Origin of the sequence: Dysgonomonas sp. ZJ709 (genome assembly GCF_011039195.1) — a bacterium.
GTDB lineage: Bacteria > Bacteroidota > Bacteroidia > Bacteroidales > Dysgonomonadaceae > Dysgonomonas.
On the sequence record NZ_JAAKEM010000001.1, the window covers coordinates 84,730 to 110,774 of the forward strand.

Below are 26,045 nucleotides of genomic sequence, written 5' to 3' on the forward strand. Positions count from 1 at the left end.
TTAGGAAACTATTTCTGCATATAAATCAAAAGGTTGTGCACCTGTTATTTTAACGTTATAGAATTCGCCGATGTTCAGCGATTTGTCTTTGTTGATCAATACTTCCGGATCTACCTCCGGAGAATCATATTCGGTTCGTCCTATATAATAATCCTCTTCTTCTTTGTCAATGATGACTTTAAGGATTTTATCTATTTTCTGTTCATTGGTCTCTAATGCAATTCTTTCTTGTAAAGCCATTAGTTGATCCATTCTCTCTTGCTTAACAGCATCGGAAATACTATCCTTATAGTTGTCGTACGCATAAGTTCCATCTTCGTGAGAGTAGGGAAAAGCTCCCATACGTTCGAACTGTACGTCTTTTACAAACTGCAATAGTTCATCAAAATCTTTTTGTGTTTCTCCGGGATGTCCTACCATCAATGTTGTACGGATGTGAATGCCGGGAACTTCTTCTCTTATTTGTTTTAAGAGATTATATGTTTGTTCTTTCGATATATTTCTGCGCATCTTGGTCAACATATTATCGCTAACATGTTGTAAGGCAATGTCGAGGTATTTGCAGACATTATCATTTTCGCGCATTACTCGCAATAATTCTAAAGGGAAGTTTGTAGGATAAGCATAATGTAGACGAATCCATTCTACTCCTTTTACTTTTGCAATACGTTCAACCAGTTCAGGTAATTTCATGGTTTTATACAGATCTAACCCATAAAAAGTCAAATCCTGAGCGATCATCTGAAATTCTTTAACTCCCGATGCGACTAAACCACGTACTTCTTCTTCTATCTCCTCTATCGCTCTTGACTGATGCTTTCCTGTCATGATAGGAATAGAACAATAAGAACAAGTTCGGTTACATCCCTCCGATATTTTAAGGTAGGCATAGTGCTGAGGAGTAGTAATGCTACGCTCCAGAGCCATATCCTGATTATATGATTTTCCTAAATCGCTGATTAATGTTTTCCAGTTGAATTTACCGTAAAAATTATCGACTTCGGGTATCTCAACTTTTAGCTCGTCCATATACCTTTCGGTAAGGCAGCCCATTACAAATAGCTTATTAAGCTTGCGCTCTTTTTTTGCTTCGGCAAATTCGAGAATCATATTTATCGATTCTTCTTTGGCATCGCCGATAAATCCACATGTATTGATTACTACGATTTCTCCTTCCGATTTTTCGGGATCGTGTTTTACAGTATAACCATTTGCTAATAGTTGCTTCATAAGCAACTCTGAATCTACAAGGTTTTTCGAACAACCAAGAGTTATGACGTCTATTCTATTTTTCTTCATCCTAAAAATTACTCACCAAACAAGCTATCCACAAATTCTTTTCGTCTAAATACCTGAAGGTCTTCTATGCCTTCGCCGAGTCCGATGTATTTTACCGGAATCTTGAACTGGTCTGAAATACCAATCACTACACCACCTTTAGCTGTACCATCCAACTTTGTAATAGCAAGTGCTGTAACATCGGTAGCTGCTGTAAATTGAGTGGCTTGTTCAAATGCGTTTTGTCCTGTCGAGCCATCAAGAACCAATAAAACTTCGTGCGGAGCTTCGGGTATGATTTTATCCATTACTTTTTTGATTTTGGATAATTCATTCATCAAACCTACTTTATTATGGAGACGTCCTGCCGTGTCTATTATCACGACATCAGCATTGTTCGCTTTAGCTGAACTCAATGTATCGAATGCTACAGATGCAGGATCAGATCCCATTGCTTGTTTTACAACAGGTACGCCGACTCTCTCTCCCCAGATAACCAATTGCTCTACAGCAGCAGCTCTAAAGGTGTCAGCAGCCCCGAGATAAACAGATTTACCTGCTTTCTTGAACTGATTGGCTAGCTTTCCTATTGTGGTTGTTTTACCTACACCATTAACTCCTACAACCATTATTACATAAGGCTTTTTGTCTTCTGGAATACTAAAGTCTTCGGTGTCTGTTGTATTGTTTTCAGTTAATAATGCAACAATTTCTTCTCTTAGAATATTGTTTAGTTCTTCTGCATTTACATACTTGTCTTTCTCTGCACGAGCTTCTATCCGTTCTATAATCTTCAATGTTGTATTGACGCCTACATCAGAAGTAATCAGTACCTCTTCAAGATCATCAAGCACATCCTCGTCAACCTTCGATTTTCCGGCTACAATTCGTGATAGTTTAGAGAACATCGATTCTTTGGTTTTTTCGAGCCCTTTATCTAATGTTTCTTTTTTCTGTTTTGAGAAGAAATTAAACAATCCCATAGATTTATATTTTCAGGTCAGAGACCTATTTGTTATTTCCGGATCATAACAACAGTATCTGTTATGATTGCAAATATGTAATATTAGTAATTTGATAACACTTGGTACGATCCGGCACTATATACTTTGCCGAATAAGATTCTTTGTAATTATATTGTGCATCTAAGGTATTACAAAGCTAGTAAATGGGAAACAAAAAACCTCCCTGCATAAAAATGAAGGAGGCCTTTTAGATATTTTTAACGAAATTATTTCGTGAAATAGTCTTTTACTGATTCGTTAGGAACCATTTCCTCTTTAAATGTGTAAGCACCTGTTTTAGGTGATTTTTCCATTTTGATTACTTTTGCGTAGTTACGACCATCTTTAGACGATGGGTCACGATAACCAGCGACTGTTTTCTTTGCCATGGTTTATGTCTTTTTACTTGATTTCTTTATGAACAGTTACTTTCTTCAAAACAGCGTTGTATTTTTTCAACTCTAGTCTTTCTGTTGTGTTTTTTCTGTTTTTAGTAGTAATGTAGCGAGATGTACCCGGCATACCACTTTCTTTGTGCTCTGTGCACTCCAATATTACTTGGACTCTGTTTCCTTTTGCTTTCTTAGCCATTTCTCGATCCTCCTAATTATTAAGCGTTCAAATAACCTGCTTCAGCCGCTTTCTTAAGAGCAGCATCTAAACCTACTTTGTTGACTGTACGTAGACCTGCAGCAGATATATTTAGGCTGATCCAACAATCTTGTTCTACCCAGTAGAATTTTTTTCTGAATAGATTGACATTAAATTTTCTCTTAGTCTTTTTGTTAGAGTGAGAAACGTTGTTGCCAACCATAGCTTTTTTTCCTGTAATTTGACAAATTTTGGACATTGCTATCTATTTTATTTATTGTTTATTTTCTTATTTTCCTGCTTAAATTGGGATGCAAATTTAGTTATATTTTTCAAAATCACAAATAATTATACTGTTAAAGTTCTTTTTATCTTTTATTTTGACAATCAGGTAGAAAAACATAGTTGGTGCAATATCTCGACAATGCTTATTTTTACTACCTTTGGCAAAAATATCTGAGTGGCTCTGGATAATAGCAAACTAAACAGAATGCTTTTTAATAGCTTCATCTTTATTGTCTTACTTTAGGTGATTTGGAACTCAAAGGTTGATTGAATGAATAAAAAGAAGATACTCATTACAGGTGCTAGCGGATTTATAGGTAGCTTTCTCGTCGAAAAAGCTTTGGAGAAAGGATATGCTGTGTGGGCTGGTGTGCGTAAAAGCAGTAGCAAGGAATATTTGCAGGATGAGCGTATTCAATTTATTGATCTGAATTTTGCTAATAAAGAATCTTTGACCGATCAATTACGTGAATTTGTTTCTTTGTATGGTAAGTTCGATTATGTTGTTCACAATGCAGGAGTCACCAAATGTTTCAAGAAGGAAGACTTCAAAAAAATAAACTACCAGTATACAGTCAATTTTGTAGATGCGCTCAAAGCCGCAGATTGTACTCCTCTAAAGTTTGTTTTGATGAGTAGCCTTAGTGCAATGGGGGCCGGCGATGAAATCAACTATACCCCATTAAAATTTACAGATAAGCCAAATCCGAATACGGAGTATGGGAGAAGTAAATTAAAAGCAGAACAATATTTAGAATCAACAACTGACTTTCCTTATATAATACTTCGCCCGACAGGGGTGTATGGACCACGTGAGAAGGATTATTTTCTCATGGTTAAGACTGTAAGATCAGGATTGGATGTTGGAGCAGGCTTCAGACCCCAGCATCTTACGTTTATATATGTAAAGGATTTAGTAGATGCTGTGTTTCTCAGCCTGGAAAGCAATATTAGTAATAGAACGTACTTTGTTGCCGATGGTGATGTATATACCGATAAGGAATATACGCAGCTTGTAAAGGAATCGATAGGCAAGAAGCATGTCTTGAGCCTGAAAGTCCCTTTGTGGTTGCTTAAAGTTATTTCTACAATTGCCGAAGGTCTTTCTCTATTTACGAAGCAACCTTCGACCCTCAATAAAGATAAGTACAAGATAATGAAGCAAAGGAATTGGGAGTGCGATATACAACCGCTGATCGATGATCTTGGTTTTTCGCCACAGTATAATCTTCGCCAAGGTTTGGCTGAATCAGTACAATGGTACAGAGAAAACCACTGGTTGTAAGTTAAAAATAATGAACATTATACCCCCAATAAGAAATATTTTTGCTATTTTTGTACTGCTTTTAGATGGAAGCTTTTTTCTTTGTGGAAAAGCAATATTTAGTCTAAAATACTAATTACGGATTTATTCAATTTTTTAACCAATAAAAGTAAAACAAAATGATTAAAGTAGGTATTAACGGTTTCGGACGTATCGGTCGTCTAGTTTTCCGTGCTGCTCAAGGCAGAAGCGATATTCAAATCGTAGGAATCAATGACCTTATAGATGTAGAGTACATGGCTTATATGCTACGTTACGATACTATCCACGGAAGATTCGACGGAACTGTTGAAATCAAAGACGGTAAATTAGTAGTAAACGGAAACGCTATCCGTGTAACTGCTGAAAGAAACCCAGCTGACTTGAAATGGGATGCTGTAGGTGCTGAATATGTAGTAGAATCAACAGGTCTTTTCCTTGATAAAAAATCTGCTCAAGGTCATATCGACGCTGGTGCTAAATATGTAGTTATGTCTGCTCCTTCTAAAGACGATACCCCTATGTTCGTTTGCGGAGTAAATGATAGCTCTTATGTAAAAGGAACTCAATTCGTTTCTAACGCATCTTGTACTACTAACTGTCTTGCTCCTATCGCTAAAGTATTGAACGACAAATTCGGTATTGTAGAAGCGTTAATGACAACAGTACATGCTACAACTGCTACTCAAAAAACAGTTGACGGACCTTCTGCTAAAGACTGGAGAGGTGGACGTGCTGCTGCTGGTAATATTATCCCTTCTTCTACAGGTGCTGCTAAAGCTGTAGGTAAAGTTATTCCTGAATTGAACGGAAAACTTACTGGTATGGCTTTCCGCGTTCCAACTTTGGACGTGTCTGTAGTTGACTTAACAGCTCGTTTAGCTAAAGAAACTTCTTATGCTGACATCTGTGCTGCTATGAAATCTGCTGCTGACGGAGAATTGAAAGGTATCCTTGGATATACTGACGAAGAAGTTGTTTCTTCTGACTTCATCGGCGATGCTCGTACTTCTATCTTTGACGCTAAAGCTGGTATCCAATTGAGTCCAACTTTCGTTAAAGTTGTTAGCTGGTATGACAATGAGTGGGGTTATTCTAACAAAGTTCTTGAACTTGTTGCTAAAATGGCTAAAGTTAACGGATAATTATAAATTATCTCTATATAAGAAAGCATCCCAAATAGTTGGGGTGCTTTTTTGTTTTATCCCCCAGTGTTCAATTTCTATATAATCTCATTGATTTCCACTCATTCTATAAATAAATTCTGAGTTAGTTTATTTGCCAATTTATTTGATCTATCAAAAAACAATCAATTAGTATCACTTTTCAAAAAAGAGATTGTGTCGACCTGCCTTATTTTTGCTATGAACCTAAATATCTATAATAATGAAAAATCTTAAAGTTGGCTTAGTCGGAATAGGATTAGATACATACTGGACGCAGTTTGACCAATTACTTAACCATCTTCAATCATATCAAAATACAATTGCAGCGAATATGGAGCAAGAAGGGGCAGATATAATAAATGTCGGGATAATTGATAATATAGATAAGGCATTAATTGCCAAAACAAAGATGATTGTGGAGGAAGTCGATATTATCTTTCTTTATATTTCTACGTATGCACTTTCATCGACCATACTGCCTCTTGTGCAGCAGCTCAATAAGTTTGTTGTTATTCTTAATATACAACCGGCAAGTCGGATTGATATTGATAGACTTAATAGCCTGCCTGACCGGAAAGATAGAACCGGAATGTGGCTCGAGTATTGTCAGGCGTGTGCTGTACCCGAATTATGTTCAGTATTCAATAGGGCGAATATCCGATACGATATTGTTTCGGGGTATATGCAGGATGAAGGCACTTGGCTCGAAATAAAGCAATATCTGAATGCGGCGAAAACTAAAAAAGGGCTTCAATGCTCTACTTTCGGAATACTAGGGCATTACTATAATGGTATGCTCGATGTATATACAGATGTCACTCGTCAGCAGGCTACTTTTGGTTCTAGTTTCAAATTGTTGGAAATGTGCGAAGTTAAACACTACAGAGATCGGGTGGGAGAAAAAGAACTTCATAATAAGGTAGTCGAGTTTTCCGATATATTCAATATTTCGGAAGAGTGCGATAGTTATGAAATAGAGCGTGCTGCACAAACCTCTGTGGCGTTCGATAATCTGATTGCGAATAACAAGTTAGGCGGATTGGCATATTATTACGAAGGGACAAGTGGCAATGACTATGAAAATATTGTGACATCCCTTATCGCAGGCAATACATTGCTGACAGCTAAAGGAATACCTGTGGCGGGAGAATGTGAAGTGAAAAACCTGATCGCAATGAAAATCTTATCCTTACTAGGTGCGGGTGGTTCATTCTCCGAATTTTATGCTATCGATTTCGATGCGGATATCGTTATGCTCGGGCATGATGGACCTGCGTATGTTGCCATTGCCGAAGAACAGGTAGGCTTAGTTCCATTACCTATCTATCATGGTAAACCGGGTAAAGGACTGTCGATACAAATGACTGTTAAGCACGGGCCGGTAACACTGTTGTCAGTAGTAGAATCGAACGATGGAGTATTTCTTCTTATTGCTCAGGGTGAATCTGTTGCCGGCAAAATACTTCAGACCGGAAATACTAACAGTTGCTATAAATTCCCTATTTCAGCAAAAGAATTTATTAATAGCTGGTCGAAGGCAGGTCCGTCACATCATTGTGCAATAGGGGTAGGGCATTGTAGAGAAACAATAGAGAAGTTAGCTCAATTACTATCGATTCCAGTGAAAAATATATGTTAATGCTTTCTCTTTAGCAGGGGCGTGTTACCTTTTTATTTTACTTTGTCTTACGTCATCAACCTTTTTGCTAAATACTATGACACAAGATAGGCTTACCATTGTAAAATACTTAACGATAAACGAGCGGGATAATGACTGGGGAAGTTATGTTACGACCCTCGGTTATCAGAAAGTGAAGGCCGATAGCCCTTACCCTCCTCAGGGGCATCCCAAGGGGTATATGTTCGATAAATGCAAAGGACGGGTATTGAAGGAATATCAATTAATCTACATTACCGAAGGTGAAGGCTATTTTGAAAGTTCACATTGTTCGAATATGGTTGTGGCAGCCGGTGATATGATTCTTCTTTTTCCAAACGAATGGCATACTTACTACCCTAGTAAAAAAACAGGTTGGGCTACCTATTGGGTAGGATTTGAGGGGGAATATATTGATAACCTGATTAAGAAAGATTTCTTTTCGATCGAAGAGCCTGTTTTCAATATTCATCTATCGGAATCTATTACAAGCCTTTTCATTCAGGCTATAACTACAGCTCAATCCGAGTATAGCGGTTATCAGCAAGTGTTGGGAAGTATTGCTGTCCTTTTGTTGGGGTTGATGCGTTCCGAATCTATAAATAAGCAATTTGAAAGGAATAAACTAGGCTCGATTGTCGAGCGGGCACGGCTCTTGATGAAGCAGGATGTCGATAGTAATGTCAGCCCGCAAGATATAGCGTCCGCTCTTGATGTAGGGTACTCATGGTTCAGAAAACTATTCAAAAGCTATACAGGTATATCTCCGGCGAAGTATCAAAGCCAGTTGCGTGTAATACGTGCGAAAGAATACCTGACCTATTCGGCAATATCGATTAAGGAAATTGCATATCAGATGAATTTTGAATCAGTTACTTACTTTTCTGCATTCTTTAAGAAAAATACAGGACTCTCGCCTTCGGAATATATTAATAGATATGTTGTAACTAAACAACTTGTGGAATAGATTATTTAAAGTGAGCTCGATATAAGGAAATAAACAATAAAAGCTTCATTTAAATTTGTCATCCCGATACGCAGTGAGGGATCTGTTCTCCTATAAATCAAGGAGTAGTCAAGATCCCTCACTGCGTATCGGGATGACAGAATGGGCGAAAGATAAATTGATCCTAGCTCATAACTTATAATTGCATAATGCTTATATTGAACTCACATTATTTACAATTCTTTTCCTTCAAATTCAGAAATAGCTTTTCTCCAAATATCGGGTATTGCCATCGATGATTGCGTATCGGGATTGTATGTAACGAATACAGACTCACATCTGCACTTTATTTCGTTTGTTTTAATATTTCTGATTTGTTGAAGGCAGACTCCACTTTTCTCTCCCAGTTTTATAACTTTGGTGTCTACCGCAACAATCTCTTTGTAGTAGATAGGTGAAAAGAAATCGACACTGATATGTGCAATAACGACAATACCTTCTGTCCAATTTACCAACGAAGATTTTATTTTCTCGAAATAGTCAGTCTTTCCAAGATCGAAGTAGCTGAAATATATGTTGTTGTTGATGTGCCCTAAGGCGTCGATGTCACTAAAGCGAATTTGAATAGGGAGTGTGGTTTTAAATGTTTCTTCTTTTATTTCCATAACGGTTTATCTGAATATTATATCATTTACAACAGGCATGCCGGCATGCTTATTGAGATTTGTAATTAATCTTTCTTTTGCCATCAGTAGTTCAGACCTCAGTACCGAAGAGCTGAGGTGTACATATAATATACTGTTTCGCAAATAAATATTTGTTGTATATCCGCTGATAGAAGGACCTAACAGTTTAGACCATCCTGAGATAACACGGCTTTCGGCAAACTTCTTTTTGAAAAACTGATTTTCTTCGAAGAACTGCCTGAGTACTTCACCAATAGTTTCTGTATTCTTCTTTCTCATACAGTAACATTTGTTTGAATAACAGCACCTTTGTCTACACTGTACAAGTGGTACAGGCTATTAGTCCGTGATAATATGTGGTCTAAATGCTCTCTATTGGTATCAGTGATGAATATCTGCCCGAAATCTTTATCTAAAACAAGTTTTACAATTTGCTCTACGCGCGATGAATCCAGTTTATCAAAAATATCGTCGAGTAGTAATATCGGGGTAGTGGCAGTAGCCTGTCTCAGGAAATCGAATTGAGCTAGTTTAAGAGCTACTACATAAGTTTTATTCTGTCCTTGCGAACCTACCCTCTTAATTGAATATCCGTCCATCTGCATGTCCAGATCATCCTTGTGGACCCCAATGCTTGTATAGCCTAATATCTTGTCCTTTTCTCTTTTTTGTTTGAGTAAAGCCTCAAAGTTATTGTCAGAAAAATGAGATTCGTATTTTAATTCTACTCTTTCATTCGAAAGGCATATAAAATCATAGAATTTCTGGAATGTAGGGATAAATTTTTCTATAAAATCAAATCTCTTCTTATAGATAATTTTACCTTCTTCTATCAGTTGTTCGTCCCAAAGTTCCAGAAGTGTTTCGTCGATACGCCCATCACTTTTTAATAAAGCATTACGCTGTTGAAGGGCTTTGCCGTACCTTATAAGTGAGTGTAAATATTCTTTGTCGAATTGCGACAGAAAAAGGTCCATAAACTTTCTTCGTTCATCGCTTCCTCCATTTATTAATTCGGTGTCGGAAGGCGAAACCATAACAAGCGGTAATGTTCCTATATGGTCGGAAAAACGTTCGTATTCCTTTTTATTTCGCTTAAACTGTTTCTTTTGTTTTCGTCGCAGACTACAGAAAAACTCTTCTTGCTTCCCCTCTAATTGATACCAGCCTTGCATAACGGCAAAGTCTGCATCATGGTAGATATTTTGCGAATCGATAGGGTTGTTGTGACTTTTACAGAACGAAAGGTAATAGATCGCATCCAGTAGGTTGGTCTTGCCCATACCATTGCTGCCTAAGAAGCAGTTTATCTTAGGAGACAGGCTCAAGTCGGCTTGCTCTATATTTTTATAGTTGAGTATGGATAAACGTTCTAGAATCATTCACATATAAATTTGCTCTTACAAAAATACAATTTTTATATGTGATATCGGAAGTTTATAATAATTTAAAGGTATAACCTTGCTCTTTAAGCCACTCTATGCTCTTAGGTAGAGCATATTTCATATTCTTCTCTGCTTTTATTGAATCGTGGAATACAATAATAGATCCGTCACGTGTATATTTCTTCACCGCATTCAATACTTTATCGGGAGTCATACACTTGCTGTAATCACGGGTAACAACATCCCACATGATAATCTTGTATTTTTTTCTCAGAGTGAGATATTGAGGTATTCTCATATGTCCGTGTGGTGGACGAAAGAGATCGGAATCTATGTATTCAGATGCGAGACGGGTATTTTCCACGTATCTTTTTGTGAACTTACGTATACCCTGAATGTGATTGAATGTGTGATTGCCTACACGATGCCCTCTGTCGAGTACCATTTGATAGATATCGGGATGTTTACGGACATTATCGCCTACGCAGAAAAATGTCGCTTTGACCTCGTATTGATCCAACAAATCTAATACCCATGGAGTGATCTCCGGTATAGGTCCATCGTCGAAAGTTAAGTATACCGTTTTCTCCCCTTCTATAGGTATCCTCCATATAGAGTCTTTGTATAAGAGACGGTATAATATAGGCGGCTGTTCTATTAGCATAAACTTATTTTATGAACATAAACAGACTTGCAGCACTTTTATTGCTGCAAGTATATTTTAATTCATCTTTTTTATTGACCAAAATATTTTTGTAAAAGTTCAGGTTTGTATTTTTGTATCAATCCGGCTGCTTTTTCCATTGTTGCACCTTCTGCTTTTTTAGCAGTGGTATCCTCTTCGATCATATAGCCTCTTATGGCTACTCTCATCAAAAAGTCAAGTGGATGGGCACGATCGTTGAAACTTACTCCATTGCTTAAGAATAGATCAGTTTCAGCCATAATCTGATCAAGTAGCGGTTGATATTTTGTTCTGTCGTATCGTTGATAAATATCTAATATTTTCAGTTTGATATCCATATACTCTCTGATATCCGAACTGCAATATACCATATCTTGTTGTTTCAGACGTTTGTACCATTGCAATGATGCATCAACCCGATCCATAATCTCATTTGCAACCATTTGCCCCTTCTCTTTCTCTCCCAATTCGAAGTATGCATCCGCAAATAGTATTGATTCTCCTCCTCTTGGAACGGTGTTGCCCGGGATGGCGGTAATACACTTGTCGAGAGCTATCAGAGCTTTGTCATTTTTTCCTTGTTCTAATAACGCTGTGATAAGTCTGTCGAACATCATGCGGAATGAACGACACATTCTCAGATTATTTTCATCCAGATATACTTCCGGATTCTCTATTCCACCCCACTGGTATTTGTTTACCATATTGTCGAACATTACTTCGGTATTTACTCCGGTGCTATCCAGTACTCCCGGAAGTATTCGATAAGTAATACCTTCAAGCATTGCTTGATCAGACAGGTTTATAGGGCTTTCTCCGATTGTTACAGCATAATATAACGGGCGCTTCCAATCATCTTTATTAATGTTGTAAAGCATTTCCATAATCATGATCTCTTGGCGGTATACTGCATTCTTATCATCACCCACGTTGATCGTAAAATCTGATTTAGGCTTAGTTCCCAATTTAGCCCAGTCTACATTCGCTGTATTAATTGGAGTTGTGTATATGCTGCTCGGTATAACTACGCCTTTCTCGATAAATGGATTGCGTGGCACATGGTTATCCTGCGTTTTCAATATCTCTGTTACCTCACTTAGTTGCATTGTGTCTTTAAATGCTGCTACATCGAAGTAATCATTGAAACGAATATGTCCCATGAAATTCTTCATATCCGATTGTTGAAGCTGGCTTGTAATTGCTTTTTCAAGATCTTTTCTCGATAAAACATAAGCAGCCTGACCTTTATTACCGAAATAACGATCTCGTTCCCAGTTGATAGGTAGTGGTTCCGAATCGTATGCTTGTCTACGCATTTGATCTACATACCAGTCTGTTTGCAGGTAGCTGAGATTACATACACGTACATCGGTACGGAATCCTTCTACTTCCTGTGCATACCATAGCGGGAAAGTATCATTGTCTCCCATCGAGAAGAGTATCGAATTCGGTTCGCAACCACGTAAGTAGTTCATACCGAAATCTCTCATCGTATATCTATCCGAGCGATCATGATCGTCCCAGTTTTGACTCGCCATTTGTATTGGAATCAGTACTGTTGCAATTGTTGCTATGGCAGCAGCAGGTGCTTCGGGCAATACCTTTTTGAGTAGTCTCCAAAGGAATGCGACTCCAAATCCTATCCATATACAGAAGGCATAGAAAGAGCCTGCATAAGCATAATCACGCTCGCGTGGTTCGAATGGTTGCTGATTCAGGTATAATATGATGGCTATACCTGTCATAAAGAACAACATGAACGTAATTAGGAATTGTTGTTCCCCTTCTTTTTTACGGGTCAATTGGAAGAAAATTCCAAGAACTCCGAGAAGGAATGGTAGTGCATAATATGCATTATGCCCTTTGTTGTCGGCTATATCTGGTGGTAGATTGTCTTGCGGACCTCTGCCCAGCATTTCATCTACAAAATTGATGCCTGTTGTCCAGTTTCCATTATTCAAAGAACCTGTTCCTTGTATATCGTTCTGACGACCCGAGAAGTTCCACATAAAATAGCGGAAGTACATGAAATCTAACTGATAGGTAAAAAAGAACTGAAGGTTTTGGAACATCGTAGGCTGTACCTTTGTATCTTTTATTCCTCCCCATATCTGATAACCGATCAAATGTCTGTTTTCATCGGAATACATACGTGGGAATGTCATTGTATTTGAATATTCGTAAGTTGGAGCTGTTCCGCTTACAACATACATATCTTTTTGATCAGGCGATTTTTTTACAACCTTATCATAATTCTTTTTTTCACTTACCGGCGGTTTGATTCTTCCTGTTTGAGGATCACGAGCTTCACTCGAAGCAAATGTTTTTCCATGAAAAAGAGGTCTGTCACCGTATTGTTCACGATTCAGATAATTGGCTAATGTAAACAGATGCTCAGGTGAGTTCTGATCCATAGGCGGATTTGCAATCGAACGGATAGGTATTAGTGCAAATGAAGAATACCCTATAAGGATAACCATCAGACATAAAATAGTTGTATTTAATTGTCTGAAATTTATTTTTTTATTGATAAATATAAATGCAACTAAAGCACCTATTAGCAGAATAGACAGAATAGCGTTCGACCCGATGAATGTAACACCACTTAATATCATGCAAATGATAAAAGCAATCTTTGCTCTGGTCATATTTCCTTTGACTGACATTGTTTCGTACAATCCCCAAATAATAGAGATAGCTATCAAGATGATGTATACGAAAGCACCGGTATTGTATGAGAAGCCTAAATCGTTAACGAAAAGAAGTTCGAACCATCCGCCAACTTTTGTAAAGCCCGGTATTATACCGTACATTAACAATACGATAAGCGCAAATGAGCCAGCCAGAGCTAGTAATGTTCCTTTCAGGTTGGCATTTTCTCTTTTCTTAAAGTAGTAAACCAATACAATGGCCGGAATACATAATAGATTTAATAGATGGACACCGATAGATAACCCCATTGCATAAGCAATGATTATCAGCCATTTGTCCGATCCAGGCTTGTCCGCCCTGTTTTCCCATTTAAGTATCAGCCAGAATACGAGAGCTGTAAACATCGATGAGTAGGCGTACACTTCGCCTTCTACAGCCGAAAACCAGAATGTATCTGTAAATGTATAGGTCAAAGCACCTACTAGTCCGCAGCCCATAATAATGATAAGCTGACCTAAAGTCATTTCATTACTCTTGTCGCTGTATATAAGTTTCTTAGCCAAGTGTGTAATAGTCCAGAAGAGGAACAGAATAGTCAATGCACTGAGTAGTGCCGACATTGCATTCACCATCATGGCCACTTGCGAAGTGTCAGACGCAAATAGTGTGAAAAACTTTCCTGTAAGCATAAAGAACGGCGCACCCGGCGGATGTCCTACTTCTAGTTTGTATGCTGAGGTTATAAACTCACCACAATCCCAGAAGCTTGCTGTAGGCTCAATGGTCATTAGGTAAACAATTGCTGCGATAGCAAAACTGAACCATCCGAAGACGTTATTTATTAAGTTATATCTTTTCATATCGAAAATGGTATACTTACAAAATTCTTTGTAATAAATGATTGTATTTTATACATTTGGGTGCAAAGATAGTTAAAACACTGAAAGTATCGGTTCACATATCTCTGTTTTTGAGTTCGAAATTTAAAAACTTCTTAAATTCTGAACAGATATACATTGTTTGATCGTTTCCTTTTGTGTGATGTATCAATACTTGTGTTACTTTTGTATAAAACGATTACTTTATGCGAATCCTTCTTATCGGAGAATATAGCCGTGTGCATCTAACCTTAGCTGAGGGCTTACGGGTTCTAGGTCATGAGGTTGTGGTGGCTTCGGACGGTGACCGGTTTAAGGATTATCCGCGCGATATTGATTTGACGCGTAAGAGCTCGGGGTTTATTGATACACTATTATGTTTAGTATCAGTCTTCAATAAATTCTCTAAATTCAAAGGCTATGATGTCGTGCAAATAATTAATCCCTGTTTTGTAACGCTTAATGTACGTATCAATCAATACCTTTACAAACAGCTGAAGAAAAATAACAAACGGGTTTTCTTAGGTGCTTTCGGAGATGATTCCTACTGGGTAAGGGCTTGCTTAGCGAAAAATGTGTTTAAATATTCTGAGTTTTTTGTCGATGGCAAAAGCACAAATTTGCAGTATAATCAGAAGCTGGAGTCTCTATGGATTAATTCAAATAGGGAGATTGCTAACAATGAGATGGCTGTGTCGTCTGATGGTATTGTAGCTTGTCTCTACGAATACTACAAATCGTATGAGCCTTATTATTCGGAAAAGCTTGCTTATATTCCTTTACCTATTAATACGTCAAAGATAGAATTTCAACCCATTGATCGTATTCCGGACAGAATCAATTTTTTTATTGGAATCAATAAAGACAGAAGTGAATATAAAGGTACTGATGTAATGGACAGAGCATTGATTCGTTTGGCCCGGAAGTATCCTGATCAGGTAGTTATCTCCCGTGTAGAATCGGTTGGCTACGATGAGTATCAGAAGCTTATGATGCAGGCTCACGTTGTGCTGGATCAGCTTTATTCGTATAGTCCGGCAATGAATGCCTTACTGGCGATGGCACAGGGCAAAGTTGTGGTAGGAGGTGGAGAGCCCGAAATGTATGAGTTGTTAGACGAAGACGAAAATCGCCCGATTATAAATGTCTACCCAACAGAAGACGATGTGTTTAATAAGTTAGAATATGTTGTTTTAAATAAGCATAAAATTCCCGACCTATCTCAACATGGGAGATTGTTTGTCGACAAGCATCACGATTTTATAAGTGTCGCCCGACAATATCTAAATTTTTGGGGTGAAGAAAAATAAGATTATATATCTTTTCTTTCTCTCTGAGTCATCCCGATACGTAGTGAGGGATCTCGGCTACTTCTTGTTGTAGGATAACAGATCCCTCACTACGTATCGGGATGACAAATTCAAAAAAAGACATTATTGTGCCTTTCCTTATATCGAACCCACCTTAAAATCTATAAGTCATCATTAGATAGCCTTCTTTTGCATGAGCTCTCACATCCTCATATTGGTCATAATTAGTTCTGCGACTATAAAAATAAGACATGGCTGTAAAGTATATGCGTCTATGAAGTTTCACATCTGCTCTCAAACTAAAAGCTTGAAGAGTAGCCTGAGATTTGTCTCCCTGTACATTTAAAGTATTAGGATCGGTAGTACTCCAATCTATTCCGACGGGATAACCTTTCCATGTAAACATACGGTAACCTTCGTAGGTACTATGTAATCCGAATATATCTTTATATGTTAAATTAAATCCCGCTTGCCAGCCCAAGCCGCTTCCCATATTATAATTACGCATATCCACTTTGTAGTGATCACTTAGGGATGCCCCTAAAATGACAGCATTGAGATGTGTATACGCATCAAATAACCAACTGGCAGATCTCTTGTTTTGATAGATTAATCCTCCTCCAAACGATGCCGGAACAGAAAACCGATAGGGTATTCTGTTCGATTCAGATGAAATGGTATCTGAATCGTAATAGGCAAAGTGTTGGTATAAACCAAGACTTAGGTAATCTTTCTCGGTATCTATCAACTCCGTTCCGTGAAGCCGCGCGGTTAAATTAAATCTACCTATAATAGGTTGTGATTTATGGGCATTTAAACTGGCTCTGAACATAAAATAATCGTAGGGCTGTTTATTATATGTGTCGAATCGATCTCCATATTCGACATTAAGATTTGTTGTCCAGACCATTTCTTTCGCCCAATATGTTTTTCCAAGACTCAATGTCCTCACTCCTGTAGATGCTTCTATACGTATTTCGGGTATACCATATTGCCGTCCCGAAGTTGGTTTCTTTTGCCATGCATCACCATTCATAATACGGGTAAGCCCACGAGTAGGTGATATGAGAAAGGCTGCAAATTCACGTCCTAAACGTTCTGTCCCTTCGGCCCTATTGTCCAAAACTAAATCTGATGCACTATAGGACACTTCGCCCATAACCATACCTCCGACAGAAGTAGCAATTAGATCATTGGTAGATGGAGGTTGATTTTCAAGAAGGACTTCCCATATAACACTGCCTCCAAGGGTAAAAGCAGCAGATTCCCAAAAATTGAATCCATTTGCACGAGCTGAGTTGTAATACAAACTACCGGTATATGGATGCCCGAACATATTGGTCGCCATCTGATCGTTATCCCATTTAAAGCCATTTTTTAAATTATTCTCTACTGTATTGATACTGATATAAGCATAATTTGCTTTTAGTGCGTATCGGTCAAATGCCCAGAGTCCTATATTCATTCCTACAATCTGTCCTACTGCCAACTTCCAGTTCTTTTTAGAGTTGTAAGCTATGTCTATTGAGTCAGGAAGTACACGTTTCATCGCTGGCGCCTGATGCATAGAGTATTGAGCGGATACAGAAATGCAAGAAAAAAATACAATTGCTGATATTAAAAAAAATAAGCCTTTCATTGAAATATACTTATCCAGTTTGTATTATGTCGATATAAAATATTAACATAATACATCTTAAAATGTTCGGCAGATTTCAATATTAAGACAAATCTGATTTTTAGATTATGTTCAGATTTTCAGCACTTTATTTTCTTCTTTAATTCTGATAAACAGCATTATACTATTAAGTAATGTGAAGATAATGGCAGTGTAATATAGACCAAATGCAAGAGGGATAATTGCTATCTCAGCAATGACAATGATGTAATTAGGATGCTTGAAGTATTTATAAGGGCCTTTCTTTATCAATGGAAAATTGGGTGCACGGTATATTTTTGTATTCCAAAATCTGCCTAGCGACAAAATAGTCCATGCCTTTAAAGCAATCAAAATGAAAAATAATATAAGCAAGAGGTAGTTGTACGAGCCTGTTCCTGCAAGAGTGTATTCTGTGATCAACGAAATGAAAAACAAGGTATGAAGTACGATCATAAACGGATAGTGCTTCTGTCCGTATTCTATCGCTCCGTGTTTTAAAAGCCATTGTCCATTACTTCGGGCAAGAATTAACTCACCGATTCGTAGTAGAATTACAAATGAAATAAAAAAGAAAAAGGCCATATTATTTTTTCATTTGAAGTAGAACAATCTCACAAGAAAATCCCGGTCCCATAGACATCATCAATCCATAACCGTCTTCAAAATCATGAGTGAAAAACTGTTCCAAGACATACAATACAGTGGAACTCGACATATTGCCGTAATTGTTCATTACCGTTCTGGTTGTCTTCAAAAAATCACCTTCTACACCCAGTGCTTCCTCATAAGCAGCAAGTACTTTTTTACCTCCCGGATGAAAAATGAAATTCTTTATATCTGAAATTTTCAACTGATGTTTGGCTAAGAAAGAAGAGACATCGTTGTGTACATTTTGAGCAATAATAGCAGGAATACCCGAAGAAAATAAAACTTTAAAGCCATTATCCGTAAAATCCCATCCCATTATTTCTTGCGAATCGAAATATAATTTGCTTTCGTTACCAACAAATTTGATTTGGTGCTTAGCTTTATTTATACGATTATCTCCCATAACCAGGCAGGCAGCAACCCCGTCCGAAAATAAACTGGAACCGATAAAGTTACTTTTACTAAAATCATCACGCAGAAAAGTAAGTGAACATAATTCTACTGCTACTAACAATACCACAGCTTCAGGATTTGCTTTAGCTACAGTACATGCTTTTGCATAACCCGATACGCCTCCTCCACATCCCAAACCAAAAATAGACATGCGGTTGACATGCTGGTTGAGCCTCATTTTGTTTATTATCAGGGCATCCATGCTTGGAGTGGCAAGTCCGGTGGTTGAGATGAAAATAATATCGGTTATATCGTCCTTATTAATTTGTGCGGAAGAAATACACTTTTCAATCGCCTTGACGGAATATTCAAGAGCAAGCCTGATGTATTCGAGATTCTGCTCTTGAAAAGTATGCACGTCAGAATAGTAATCAAGCGACTTACACAAATTTCTTGTTACAATCTCTGTGTTATCAAATGCACCCAACATTCTTTCTACTGCAGGAAATGATACAGCAAATAAACCTTTGGCATACTCTTTTACATCTTGTTGATTCGTTTTGAAAGGAAAATCTATTGTAGATATTGCTGCTAATGAGGGCATAATTTATAATTTTATGACAATAAGTAAAATGAAGTAGTATATTGTAACACTGTTGTTTTAAACAATTACCAGACGATAATAGTTCTGCCTTACTCTTTATCTTTATTCATTGTTTTTAATAATATTCTAAAGTTGCTGGATAGATGGCGAACGTAGGAATAAATAGTCAACTGAAATATCCGAATGATAAGCTAAAAAGAAATGGCTATTCTTAAGTGAATAGCCATTTCTTTTAAATATTTATATATTCTGTTGCATCAACACAAAGCTCCGGATAATTACTTTGCAGTTCGATACATATTTTCTTTAATTGAACATCTTATCTATTACAACGGGTTGATGATCTATTACATCGTCATCATCGGAGGCTCTGTCGCACGGACTATATTTTGCCGATTGAAACTGGTCGGTTTGCTTATACTCTAAATCAGGATCAGCATATACTTTTTTCATAAATAATCCGAATATAGGTAATGCCATACTAGCACCTTGGCCGTCACTTGTGCGATCGAAATGAATGGAGCGATCTTCTCCGCCTACCCAACATCCGGCAGATAATTTCGGCGTGAAGCCCATATACCAACCATCGGAGTTGTTTTGTGTTGTTCCCGTTTTGCCTCCCATCGGAGCTGTTATTCCATAATTTCGTCTGACGCGGCTTCCGGTTCCTCCATCCACTACGCCGCGGAGCATATCGATCATTTTTACGTAAGTGCTTTCTCCAAATACTTCGTCGAGTTTAGGGGTGAAAGTAGCAACAATGTTTCCATACATATCTTCTATGTGAGTAACATATATAGGATTGGATCGGATACCCTTGTTTGCAAATGCAGTGTAAGCAGCAGTCATTTCAGCGACAGATACATCATGTGTTCCCAGCGACATAGATACTACAGGGTCTATTCGTCCTGTAATTCCAAACGAGTGTAGCAGACGTGCAAATGTATAAGGGGATGTTTGTTTCATTAAATAGGCTGTAACCCAGTTGTCAGAATTTTGTAGCCCCCATTTGATAGTTACTACTTCGCCAACTCTACGTGCGCTCGCATTTCTCGGACGCCATTCTTTTCCGGTTTCGGTTATAAGAACTTGCTCCACATGCAGCATTTCATCGCAAGGAGTCATACCTTCCTCCATAGCAAGCGTGTACAGATATGGTTTGATTGTTGAACCGACTTGTCGCCGTCCCATATTTACCATATCGTATTGAAAGTATTTGAAGTCAATTCCGCCGACATAAGCTCTCACAAAACCTGTTTGAGTATCCATTGCCATAAATCCGGTACGGAGAAATCCTTTGTGATAACGAATCGAATCCCATGGAGTCATCGTGGTATCGATTTCTCCCTTCCACGAAAAGACTTTCATGTCGGTAGGCGTCTTGAATTCTTTGAGGATTTCTTTTTCAGATAATCCTTGATTCTTAAGCCCTCTGTATCTGTCAGTCACTTTCATTGCGCGCAGCAAAAGAGAATCTACATTCTTGGCTACAGAAGATGAAAATGGAGCATACGAACGGCCTTTCTTTTCTCTGTCGAAATCGGGTTGTAACTCTTTGCTGAAATGTTCTTCTACAGCTTCTTCTGCATATTTCTGCATGCGGGAATCAATTGTAGAATATATCTTTAACCCGTCAGTTGTCAGATTGTAATTTGAGCCATCGGCTTTTTTATTTTTGCTACACCAACCGTACAACGGGTTTGTTTCCCACTGCAGCGAATCGGATGCAAACTGTTCTGTTTGCCATGATGCGTAGTTCGATTTACTGGGTTTTTTTGCATTCATTGCCATGCGCAGATATTCGCGGAAATAAGGAGCAAGCCCGTCCTTATGGTCTACCTTTTTGAAATCTAGTACTAATGGCAATTGCTTTAACGAATCCAGTTCTTGTTTTGTAATGTAGTCGGCATTATACATTTGCTCAAGCACAACATTGCGCCGTCCTCTGGTGCGTTCATTTTTACGAAGAGGATTGTAATACGAAGGATTTTTACACATCCCGATCAGGGTTGCTGCCTCTTCTATTTTTAAGTCTTTAGGTGTTTTGTTGAAATATACCTGAGCGGCAGATTGGATACCCACTGCATTATATAAGAAGTCGAATTTGTTGAGATATAGGTTTATAATCTCATCTTTGGTGTAATATCTCTCCAATTGAACTGCAATAACCCATTCAATAGGTTTTTGCAATACACGTTCTACTACATTTTCGGCAGTAGGCGAATATAACTGTTTTGATAATTGTTGAGATATGGTACTACCTCCGCCTCCGCTGGATTGCTGAAGAATTCCTGTTTTTACAACAGCGCGGACTAAAGCGAAAATATCGATACCCGAATGGGAGTAATATCGGGCATCCTCTGTTGCAACAAGAGCTTCAACCAGATAGGGAGATAAGTCACTATAGCTGGAGTTAATCCGATTGTTTTTATCCTGAGAAAATGTGCCTAATAATTGACCATCTACCGAGTATACCTGTGAAGCGTATTTGTCGATGGGGTTCTCAAGGTCTTTGATAGGAGGCATATAGCCGATAATACCTGTGCCTATAAGGATAAATATAAGTGTAATTGATACTATACCTGCTATGAAAAGTACCCACAATGCTTTAACAATCTTGTTGGGACTAAGTTGTTTAAAGAATGTGTTTTTATTTTTCTTTGTTTTCTTGCTCATATATAGAACTTCTAAATTGCTGCAAATTTATATAAAACGTTTCAATTATACAGATAAAAAAACTTAAATGCCTATGCTATTCATTTCTCTGTTTATAATATTCCTCTCTGGATATAGCCGCATACTCACACCGGATCGACATCGAAATGAAATAATACGGCCTTGAATGCAGGATCGGCTAGTAGAGTTTTCTGATGAAAAATAATAGATTCTCTTACCTTTTGTATCGATGCCTGATTTTCTATCTTTAATAGGATTTTTCTGATATATAGTGCCTGCACTCGGGCAACAGGCGGTTTGCTTGGGCCAAGTATGCGATCGCCGAATGATTGTTTCAGTAATTGAGTGAAGTGTCGTGCGCCACCATCAACAATATTTTCATCTCGTCCTCGGATAACAATTGCTATTAATCTGAAAAATGGGGGATAATGGAACAGCCGCCTTTCGTCCGTTTGAAGTTCGTAGAATGATTCATAATCATTATTCCTAACATAATTGATAACAGGATGTCCGGGATGCGATGTTTGAAGAAGTACAAGCCCTTGTTTGTTTTTGCGACCGGCTCTTCCGCTAACTTGCGTCATCAGCTGAAATGCTCTTTCGTGTGCCCTGAAGTCGGGATAATTGAGGAGATTGTCGGCATTCAGTATTCCTACAACACTAACGTTGTCGAAGTCCAGACCCTTAGATACCATTTGTGTGCCAATAAGGATATTTGTTTTATTGTCTTCGAAATCAGAAATGATTCTCTCATATGATCTTTTCCCTCGAGTTGTATCAAGATCCATTCTTCCGATAGATGTGTCGGGGAAAATGGTGCTTACCTCTTCTTCTATACGTTCTGTTCCATAGCCTATTACCTCCAGGGTGGGGGTTTCGCATTCTTCGCAGACCGAAGGAACAGAATAAGTTGCTCCACAATAATGGCAGATCATCATCCGTTGTCCTTTGTGATAAGTGAGGCTCACATCGCAATGCTTGCAATGCGGAGTCCATGAGCATGTTTTACATTCCAATAAAGAGGAGAAGCCTCGTCTGTTTTGGAATAATATAACCTGTTCTTTTTTTGATAAAATATCTTTCATCACCTCAATTAGAGGAGGAGATAAGACAGATTTCATTTGTTTCTTCCTTCGAAGTTCCTTCGTGTTGATAACAGATATATGAGGTAGCTTTATATCTTCGTGTCTTTTGGTTAGTTTTACCAATCCATATCTCCCGTTCAGTGCGTTATAGTAGGTTTCGATAGCAGGTGTTGCCGTACCGAGCAGTGTTTTTGCTTTATGTATATTTGCCAGAACAATAGCGGCATTACGGGCATTGTACCGTGGTGCAGGGTCTTGTTGCTTATACGAAGCCTCATGCTCTTCATCTACAATAACGAGTCCAAGATCGGTGAAGGGTAAAAATACGGCAGATCGCGCGCCTAGAACAACTTTGCATTCATCGTTTTTCAGTAGTTTATTCCATATTTCGGCTCGTTCGTTATCGTTGAACTTGGAATGGTAGACAGCTAATTGATTTCCGAATACACTTTTTAAACGCTCTGTAATCTGTGTTGTCAGTGCTATCTCCGGCAATAGATATAAGACCTGTTTGCCTTTACTGATCATGTCTTTAATCAGCTGGATATATATTTCTGTTTTTCCGCTCGATGTTACTCCGAATAATAAAGTTACGTCTTTTTCTACGAATGAAGTTTGGATTTCATTATATGCCTCTTGCTGATAGTCATTCAAAGCGTATGCCGATTCTATATTCGATTCTCCATAGTAAAGCCGATTGACTTCGTTGTTGTATATTTCTAAAAGACCTTTTTTTACCAGTTCATTAAGTACGACAGATGATACATCAGCTTTTTCAAGAAGCTGTTTTTTTAATATGAGACCCTGGTTTTCATTGAGATGCAAAAAAGTCGTGAACAAATGCTGTTGCTTTTTGGCTTTACTGAGGCTGTCTAATAAGTTATTCAGTTCTTCGTCTGTATGCGATTTTGTTAGTCGAACGGCTGATTGTGTTTTTGGAGAATAAGTATTCTGGATATCTTCGCTGATGAAAGCTGCCTGCTTGTCTACTAATGATTTTATTGCAGGAAGGGGATTCGGTAAGCCTGTTAGCTTTTCTATATCTGCAATTGTTTGAGCTTTTGTTGGTGAAAGCTGATTGAAAACCTTCTGTTCATTTGGTGTAAATATTTCTTGTACCTCAAATTCGGGATTAAGAATCACAAAAGTTTTGCTTTCAAGTTTGAGGGAAGAAGGAAGTGCAGCCTTATATACGTCACCGAGGGTGCACATGTAATAGTTAGAGATCCATTCCCAGAAACGCAATTGAGTAGGTAAAACAATTGGGTGATCTTCCAGTATGGATGTGATTTCTTTTATATCATTTCGGGCTTCCGATTCGTATACACGGAAAATGATACCTGTGTAGTATTTCTTTTTGCCGAAATGCACCACTGCCCTTACACCCTCTTTCGCTATATTACTTAATTCGTTGGGAACTTCGTATGTGAAAAGAGTATCTAAGGGCAGTGGCAATATTAGATCGGCATATAGTGGCATTTTATAAGTACTATAAATGTATTGTTGTTACGCATCTAGTCATAACAAGCTTGTTTATGACACCTATAAAATTACAAATTAAAAGTAATATGCAGCAGTTATAGACCATATATTTCTGTCTACCTTGTTGTATCGACTAAGATCTGTAGTAGAACTAGAATAAGTATCACCTAGTTTGTGACGGTAGATAAAACCTAATTCCAAATGGTTTAATAGGCTAACTCCAGCTCCCCCACTTAATCCGGTTTGGAAACCTTTAGCTTCATATTTTTCTCCCTCTAGTGTAAGGTCGCCACCACTTAGTTTAATGTTACCATATGCACCAGCAGTAAAATATAAACCAGCAAGACCTAATATAGAGAATTTCTGTTTTATAAATACAGGTACTTGCAAATAGTTAAAGCTAGATATGTCATTGTTTTGATTTTTCATAAGACTATTTGAGTCGTAGTTGTGACGACCGAATAGTGCTCCTGTTTCTAGACCAAGGCCTATAATAGGTACTGTTAAGTCAAGAGATGCTCCTAATTGATAACCAACACGATTACTCACTTTAAGAGCATCAGAGTTAAAACTAGGATTTATAACATCAATGCCTCCTCTAAAGCCATAGCGAACTATTTGGGCTGAGGCTGTTTGTATGCTTAGTACAGCTAGGCTGAATGTTAAAGCAAGAATAATTTTCTTTGTCATTTTCATTTTTAGTTTTTGTTTGTTCTACATCGAATACTATAGCAGTTAAACAAATGTGGTTTTCTTTTGTTCGGTTCCTGTTAAATTATGTTCACAGTCATTGCGTTAGTGAGTAAAAGTAGCACAGCCGGGAATCGAACCCGAATCTAAAGTTTAGGAAACTTCTATTCTATCCATTGAACTACTGCGCCAGATATTTCACTTTGGTCAGAGTGAAAAATTCAACTGCAAAAGTAAAAGAATTTCGGACAATAGTCAAATAGAATTCAATTTTAATCAAATTGTGTTAAAAGAAATCTCTCTTTTGCTCAATTAGCAGTTCTGATAATGGCATGTTGTAGCAAAAACAGTTATCTTTGCTAAGTAATTTTTTGATAACTGCAAACAATAAAAAATGTTTCAAATAAACGATACGATAGTTGCAACAGATATAGTTGAAGAGAGCTTTTTGTGCGACTTGTCTGCCTGCAAAGGTGAGTGCTGTGTTGAGGGAGACTCCGGAGCTCCGCTAGAGGATGAGGAAGTGAAAATAATTGAAGACATATTGCCTCATGTATGGGATGATCTATCTCCCGTAGCTCAAGAACTAATAAAAAAAGAAGGTGTTGCTTACAAAGATAGTGACGGTGAGATGGTAACATCTATTGTCAATGGTAAAGACTGTGTTTTTACTTACTACGATGAGAAAGGTATCTGCAAATGTGCCATAGAAAAAGCTCATAAAGAAGGAAAGATTGATTTTTACAAACCAATTTCTTGTCATTTGTATCCCATACGTTTACAGCGTTATCGTGAATTTACTGCGGTAAATTATCACCGATGGAAAGTCTGTAAAGCAGCAGTAGCTTTGGGTAATAAAAACGGATTGAAAATTTATCAGTTTTTGAAAACTCCGCTTATTCGTCGTTTTGGCGAGGGGTGGTACAACGAACTGGAATTGATAGCCGAAGAATATGCTAAGAGCAAAGAAAATCAATAATT

Annotated in this window: 22 protein-coding genes and 1 tRNA gene; 6 read left to right on the forward strand and 17 right to left on the reverse strand. The window is 37.8% G+C overall.

All coding sequences use genetic code 11. The annotated features are described in order from the left end of the window. The 5 genes from rimO to rpmB all read right to left on the reverse strand — a co-directional run bounded on the left by rimO (nucleotide 1) and on the right by rpmB (nucleotide 3,132). Nucleotides 1-1,299, reverse strand: coding sequence for a 30S ribosomal protein S12 methylthiotransferase RimO (gene rimO / locus G7Y56_RS00385; RefSeq protein WP_165040185.1), 1,299 nt, complete (start codon nucleotides 1,297-1,299; stop codon nucleotides 1-3). Nucleotides 1,300-1,307: 8 nt separating this feature from the next. Further along, complete coding sequence (ftsY, locus tag G7Y56_RS00390) at nucleotides 1,308-2,261, reverse strand: signal recognition particle-docking protein FtsY (protein WP_165040187.1); 954 nt, start codon at nucleotides 2,259-2,261, stop codon at nucleotides 1,308-1,310. A 248-nt stretch (nucleotides 2,262-2,509) separates the two neighbouring features. Continuing rightward, complete coding sequence (locus G7Y56_RS00395; RefSeq protein ID WP_165020346.1) at nucleotides 2,510-2,671, reverse strand: DUF4295 domain-containing protein; 162 nt, start codon at nucleotides 2,669-2,671, stop codon at nucleotides 2,510-2,512. 13 nt (nucleotides 2,672-2,684) lie between these two features. After that, a complete protein-coding gene (gene rpmG / locus G7Y56_RS00400) occupies nucleotides 2,685-2,873 on the reverse strand; it encodes a 50S ribosomal protein L33 (RefSeq protein ID WP_165020347.1) in 189 nt (62 codons plus the stop codon). Between the two features lie 19 nt (nucleotides 2,874-2,892). Further along, nucleotides 2,893-3,132, reverse strand: a complete 240-nt coding sequence (gene rpmB, locus G7Y56_RS00405; RefSeq protein ID WP_165020348.1) for a 50S ribosomal protein L28 — start codon at nucleotides 3,130-3,132, stop codon at nucleotides 2,893-2,895. A 297-nt stretch (nucleotides 3,133-3,429) separates the two neighbouring features. Here rpmB and G7Y56_RS00410 point away from each other — a divergent pair, with 297 nt between their 5' ends. From G7Y56_RS00410 to G7Y56_RS00425, 4 genes are all read left to right on the forward strand, one after another. Beyond that, nucleotides 3,430-4,443 carry an NAD(P)-dependent oxidoreductase gene (locus G7Y56_RS00410; protein ID WP_165040189.1) on the forward strand — a complete coding sequence of 338 codons (1,014 nt, stop codon included), beginning with the start codon at nucleotides 3,430-3,432 and terminating at the stop codon, nucleotides 4,441-4,443. Nucleotides 4,444-4,601: 158 nt separating this feature from the next. Continuing rightward, nucleotides 4,602-5,606, forward strand: coding sequence for a type I glyceraldehyde-3-phosphate dehydrogenase (gap, locus tag G7Y56_RS00415; protein WP_165020350.1), 1,005 nt, complete (start codon nucleotides 4,602-4,604; stop codon nucleotides 5,604-5,606). A 241-nt stretch (nucleotides 5,607-5,847) separates the two neighbouring features. Beyond that, nucleotides 5,848-7,266, forward strand: a complete 1,419-nt coding sequence (locus G7Y56_RS00420) for an L-fucose/L-arabinose isomerase family protein (protein ID WP_165040191.1) — start codon at nucleotides 5,848-5,850, stop codon at nucleotides 7,264-7,266. Between the two features lie 76 nt (nucleotides 7,267-7,342). Then, complete coding sequence (locus tag G7Y56_RS00425) at nucleotides 7,343-8,251, forward strand: AraC family transcriptional regulator (protein ID WP_165040193.1); 909 nt, start codon at nucleotides 7,343-7,345, stop codon at nucleotides 8,249-8,251. Nucleotides 8,252-8,463: 212 nt separating this feature from the next. Here G7Y56_RS00425 and G7Y56_RS00430 read toward each other — a convergent pair whose 3' ends face one another. The 5 genes from G7Y56_RS00430 to G7Y56_RS00450 all read right to left on the reverse strand — a co-directional run bounded on the left by G7Y56_RS00430 (nucleotide 8,464) and on the right by G7Y56_RS00450 (nucleotide 14,498). Further along, entirely contained in the window at nucleotides 8,464-8,895 is a 432-nt protein-coding gene (locus tag G7Y56_RS00430) for a thioesterase family protein (protein WP_165020353.1), read from the reverse strand. 6 nt (nucleotides 8,896-8,901) lie between these two features. Continuing rightward, nucleotides 8,902-9,195, reverse strand: coding sequence for a DUF721 domain-containing protein (locus tag G7Y56_RS00435; protein ID WP_165020354.1), 294 nt, complete (start codon nucleotides 9,193-9,195; stop codon nucleotides 8,902-8,904). Continuing rightward, nucleotides 9,192-10,298 carry a DNA replication/repair protein RecF gene (locus G7Y56_RS00440; RefSeq protein ID WP_165040195.1) on the reverse strand — a complete coding sequence of 369 codons (1,107 nt, stop codon included), beginning with the start codon at nucleotides 10,296-10,298 and terminating at the stop codon, nucleotides 9,192-9,194. The genes G7Y56_RS00435 and G7Y56_RS00440 overlap by 4 nt, the downstream gene beginning before the upstream one ends. A 55-nt stretch (nucleotides 10,299-10,353) precedes the next feature. Then, nucleotides 10,354-10,965, reverse strand: coding sequence for a polysaccharide deacetylase family protein (locus tag G7Y56_RS00445; RefSeq protein WP_165040197.1), 612 nt, complete (start codon nucleotides 10,963-10,965; stop codon nucleotides 10,354-10,356). Nucleotides 10,966-11,036: 71 nt separating this feature from the next. After that, nucleotides 11,037-14,498 (reverse strand): DUF2723 domain-containing protein, encoded by a 3,462-nt coding sequence (locus G7Y56_RS00450; protein ID WP_165040199.1) that lies wholly within the window; start codon nucleotides 14,496-14,498, stop codon nucleotides 11,037-11,039. 224 nt (nucleotides 14,499-14,722) lie between these two features. Between G7Y56_RS00450 and G7Y56_RS00455 the strand changes: the two genes are divergently transcribed. Further along, a complete protein-coding gene (locus G7Y56_RS00455) occupies nucleotides 14,723-15,826 on the forward strand; it encodes a glycosyltransferase (RefSeq protein ID WP_165040201.1) in 1,104 nt (367 codons plus the stop codon). 154 nt (nucleotides 15,827-15,980) lie between these two features. Here G7Y56_RS00455 and G7Y56_RS00460 read toward each other — a convergent pair whose 3' ends face one another. The 7 genes from G7Y56_RS00460 to G7Y56_RS00490 form a co-directional block, all read right to left on the reverse strand. Further along, a complete protein-coding gene (locus tag G7Y56_RS00460) occupies nucleotides 15,981-17,375 on the reverse strand; it encodes a DUF3943 domain-containing protein (protein ID WP_255498594.1) in 1,395 nt (464 codons plus the stop codon). Between the two features lie 201 nt (nucleotides 17,376-17,576). Next, the gene (locus G7Y56_RS00465) at nucleotides 17,577-18,068 is read right to left on the reverse strand and encodes an isoprenylcysteine carboxyl methyltransferase family protein (RefSeq protein ID WP_165040205.1); all 492 of its coding nucleotides are present in this window, start codon (nucleotides 18,066-18,068) and stop codon (nucleotides 17,577-17,579) included. A gap of 1 nt (nucleotide 18,069) precedes the next feature. Beyond that, nucleotides 18,070-19,131, reverse strand: coding sequence for a type III polyketide synthase (locus G7Y56_RS00470; RefSeq protein WP_165040207.1), 1,062 nt, complete (start codon nucleotides 19,129-19,131; stop codon nucleotides 18,070-18,072). Nucleotides 19,132-19,437: 306 nt separating this feature from the next. After that, nucleotides 19,438-21,807 (reverse strand): transglycosylase domain-containing protein, encoded by a 2,370-nt coding sequence (locus G7Y56_RS00475; protein WP_165040209.1) that lies wholly within the window; start codon nucleotides 21,805-21,807, stop codon nucleotides 19,438-19,440. Between the two features lie 125 nt (nucleotides 21,808-21,932). After that, entirely contained in the window at nucleotides 21,933-24,371 is a 2,439-nt protein-coding gene (gene priA, locus G7Y56_RS00480) for a primosomal protein N' (RefSeq protein ID WP_165040211.1), read from the reverse strand. 78 nt (nucleotides 24,372-24,449) lie between these two features. After that, nucleotides 24,450-25,070 carry a porin family protein gene (locus G7Y56_RS00485; protein ID WP_165040213.1) on the reverse strand — a complete coding sequence of 207 codons (621 nt, stop codon included), beginning with the start codon at nucleotides 25,068-25,070 and terminating at the stop codon, nucleotides 24,450-24,452. A gap of 113 nt (nucleotides 25,071-25,183) precedes the next feature. Next, a tRNA-Arg gene (locus G7Y56_RS00490) sits at nucleotides 25,184-25,255 on the reverse strand. Nucleotides 25,256-25,458: 203 nt separating this feature from the next. On the opposite strand from G7Y56_RS00490, the gene G7Y56_RS00495 reads away from it, so the two are divergent. Continuing rightward, the gene (locus G7Y56_RS00495) at nucleotides 25,459-26,043 is read left to right on the forward strand and encodes a DUF3109 family protein (protein ID WP_165020365.1); all 585 of its coding nucleotides are present in this window, start codon (nucleotides 25,459-25,461) and stop codon (nucleotides 26,041-26,043) included. The last annotated feature ends 2 nt before the right edge of the window (nucleotides 26,044-26,045 follow it).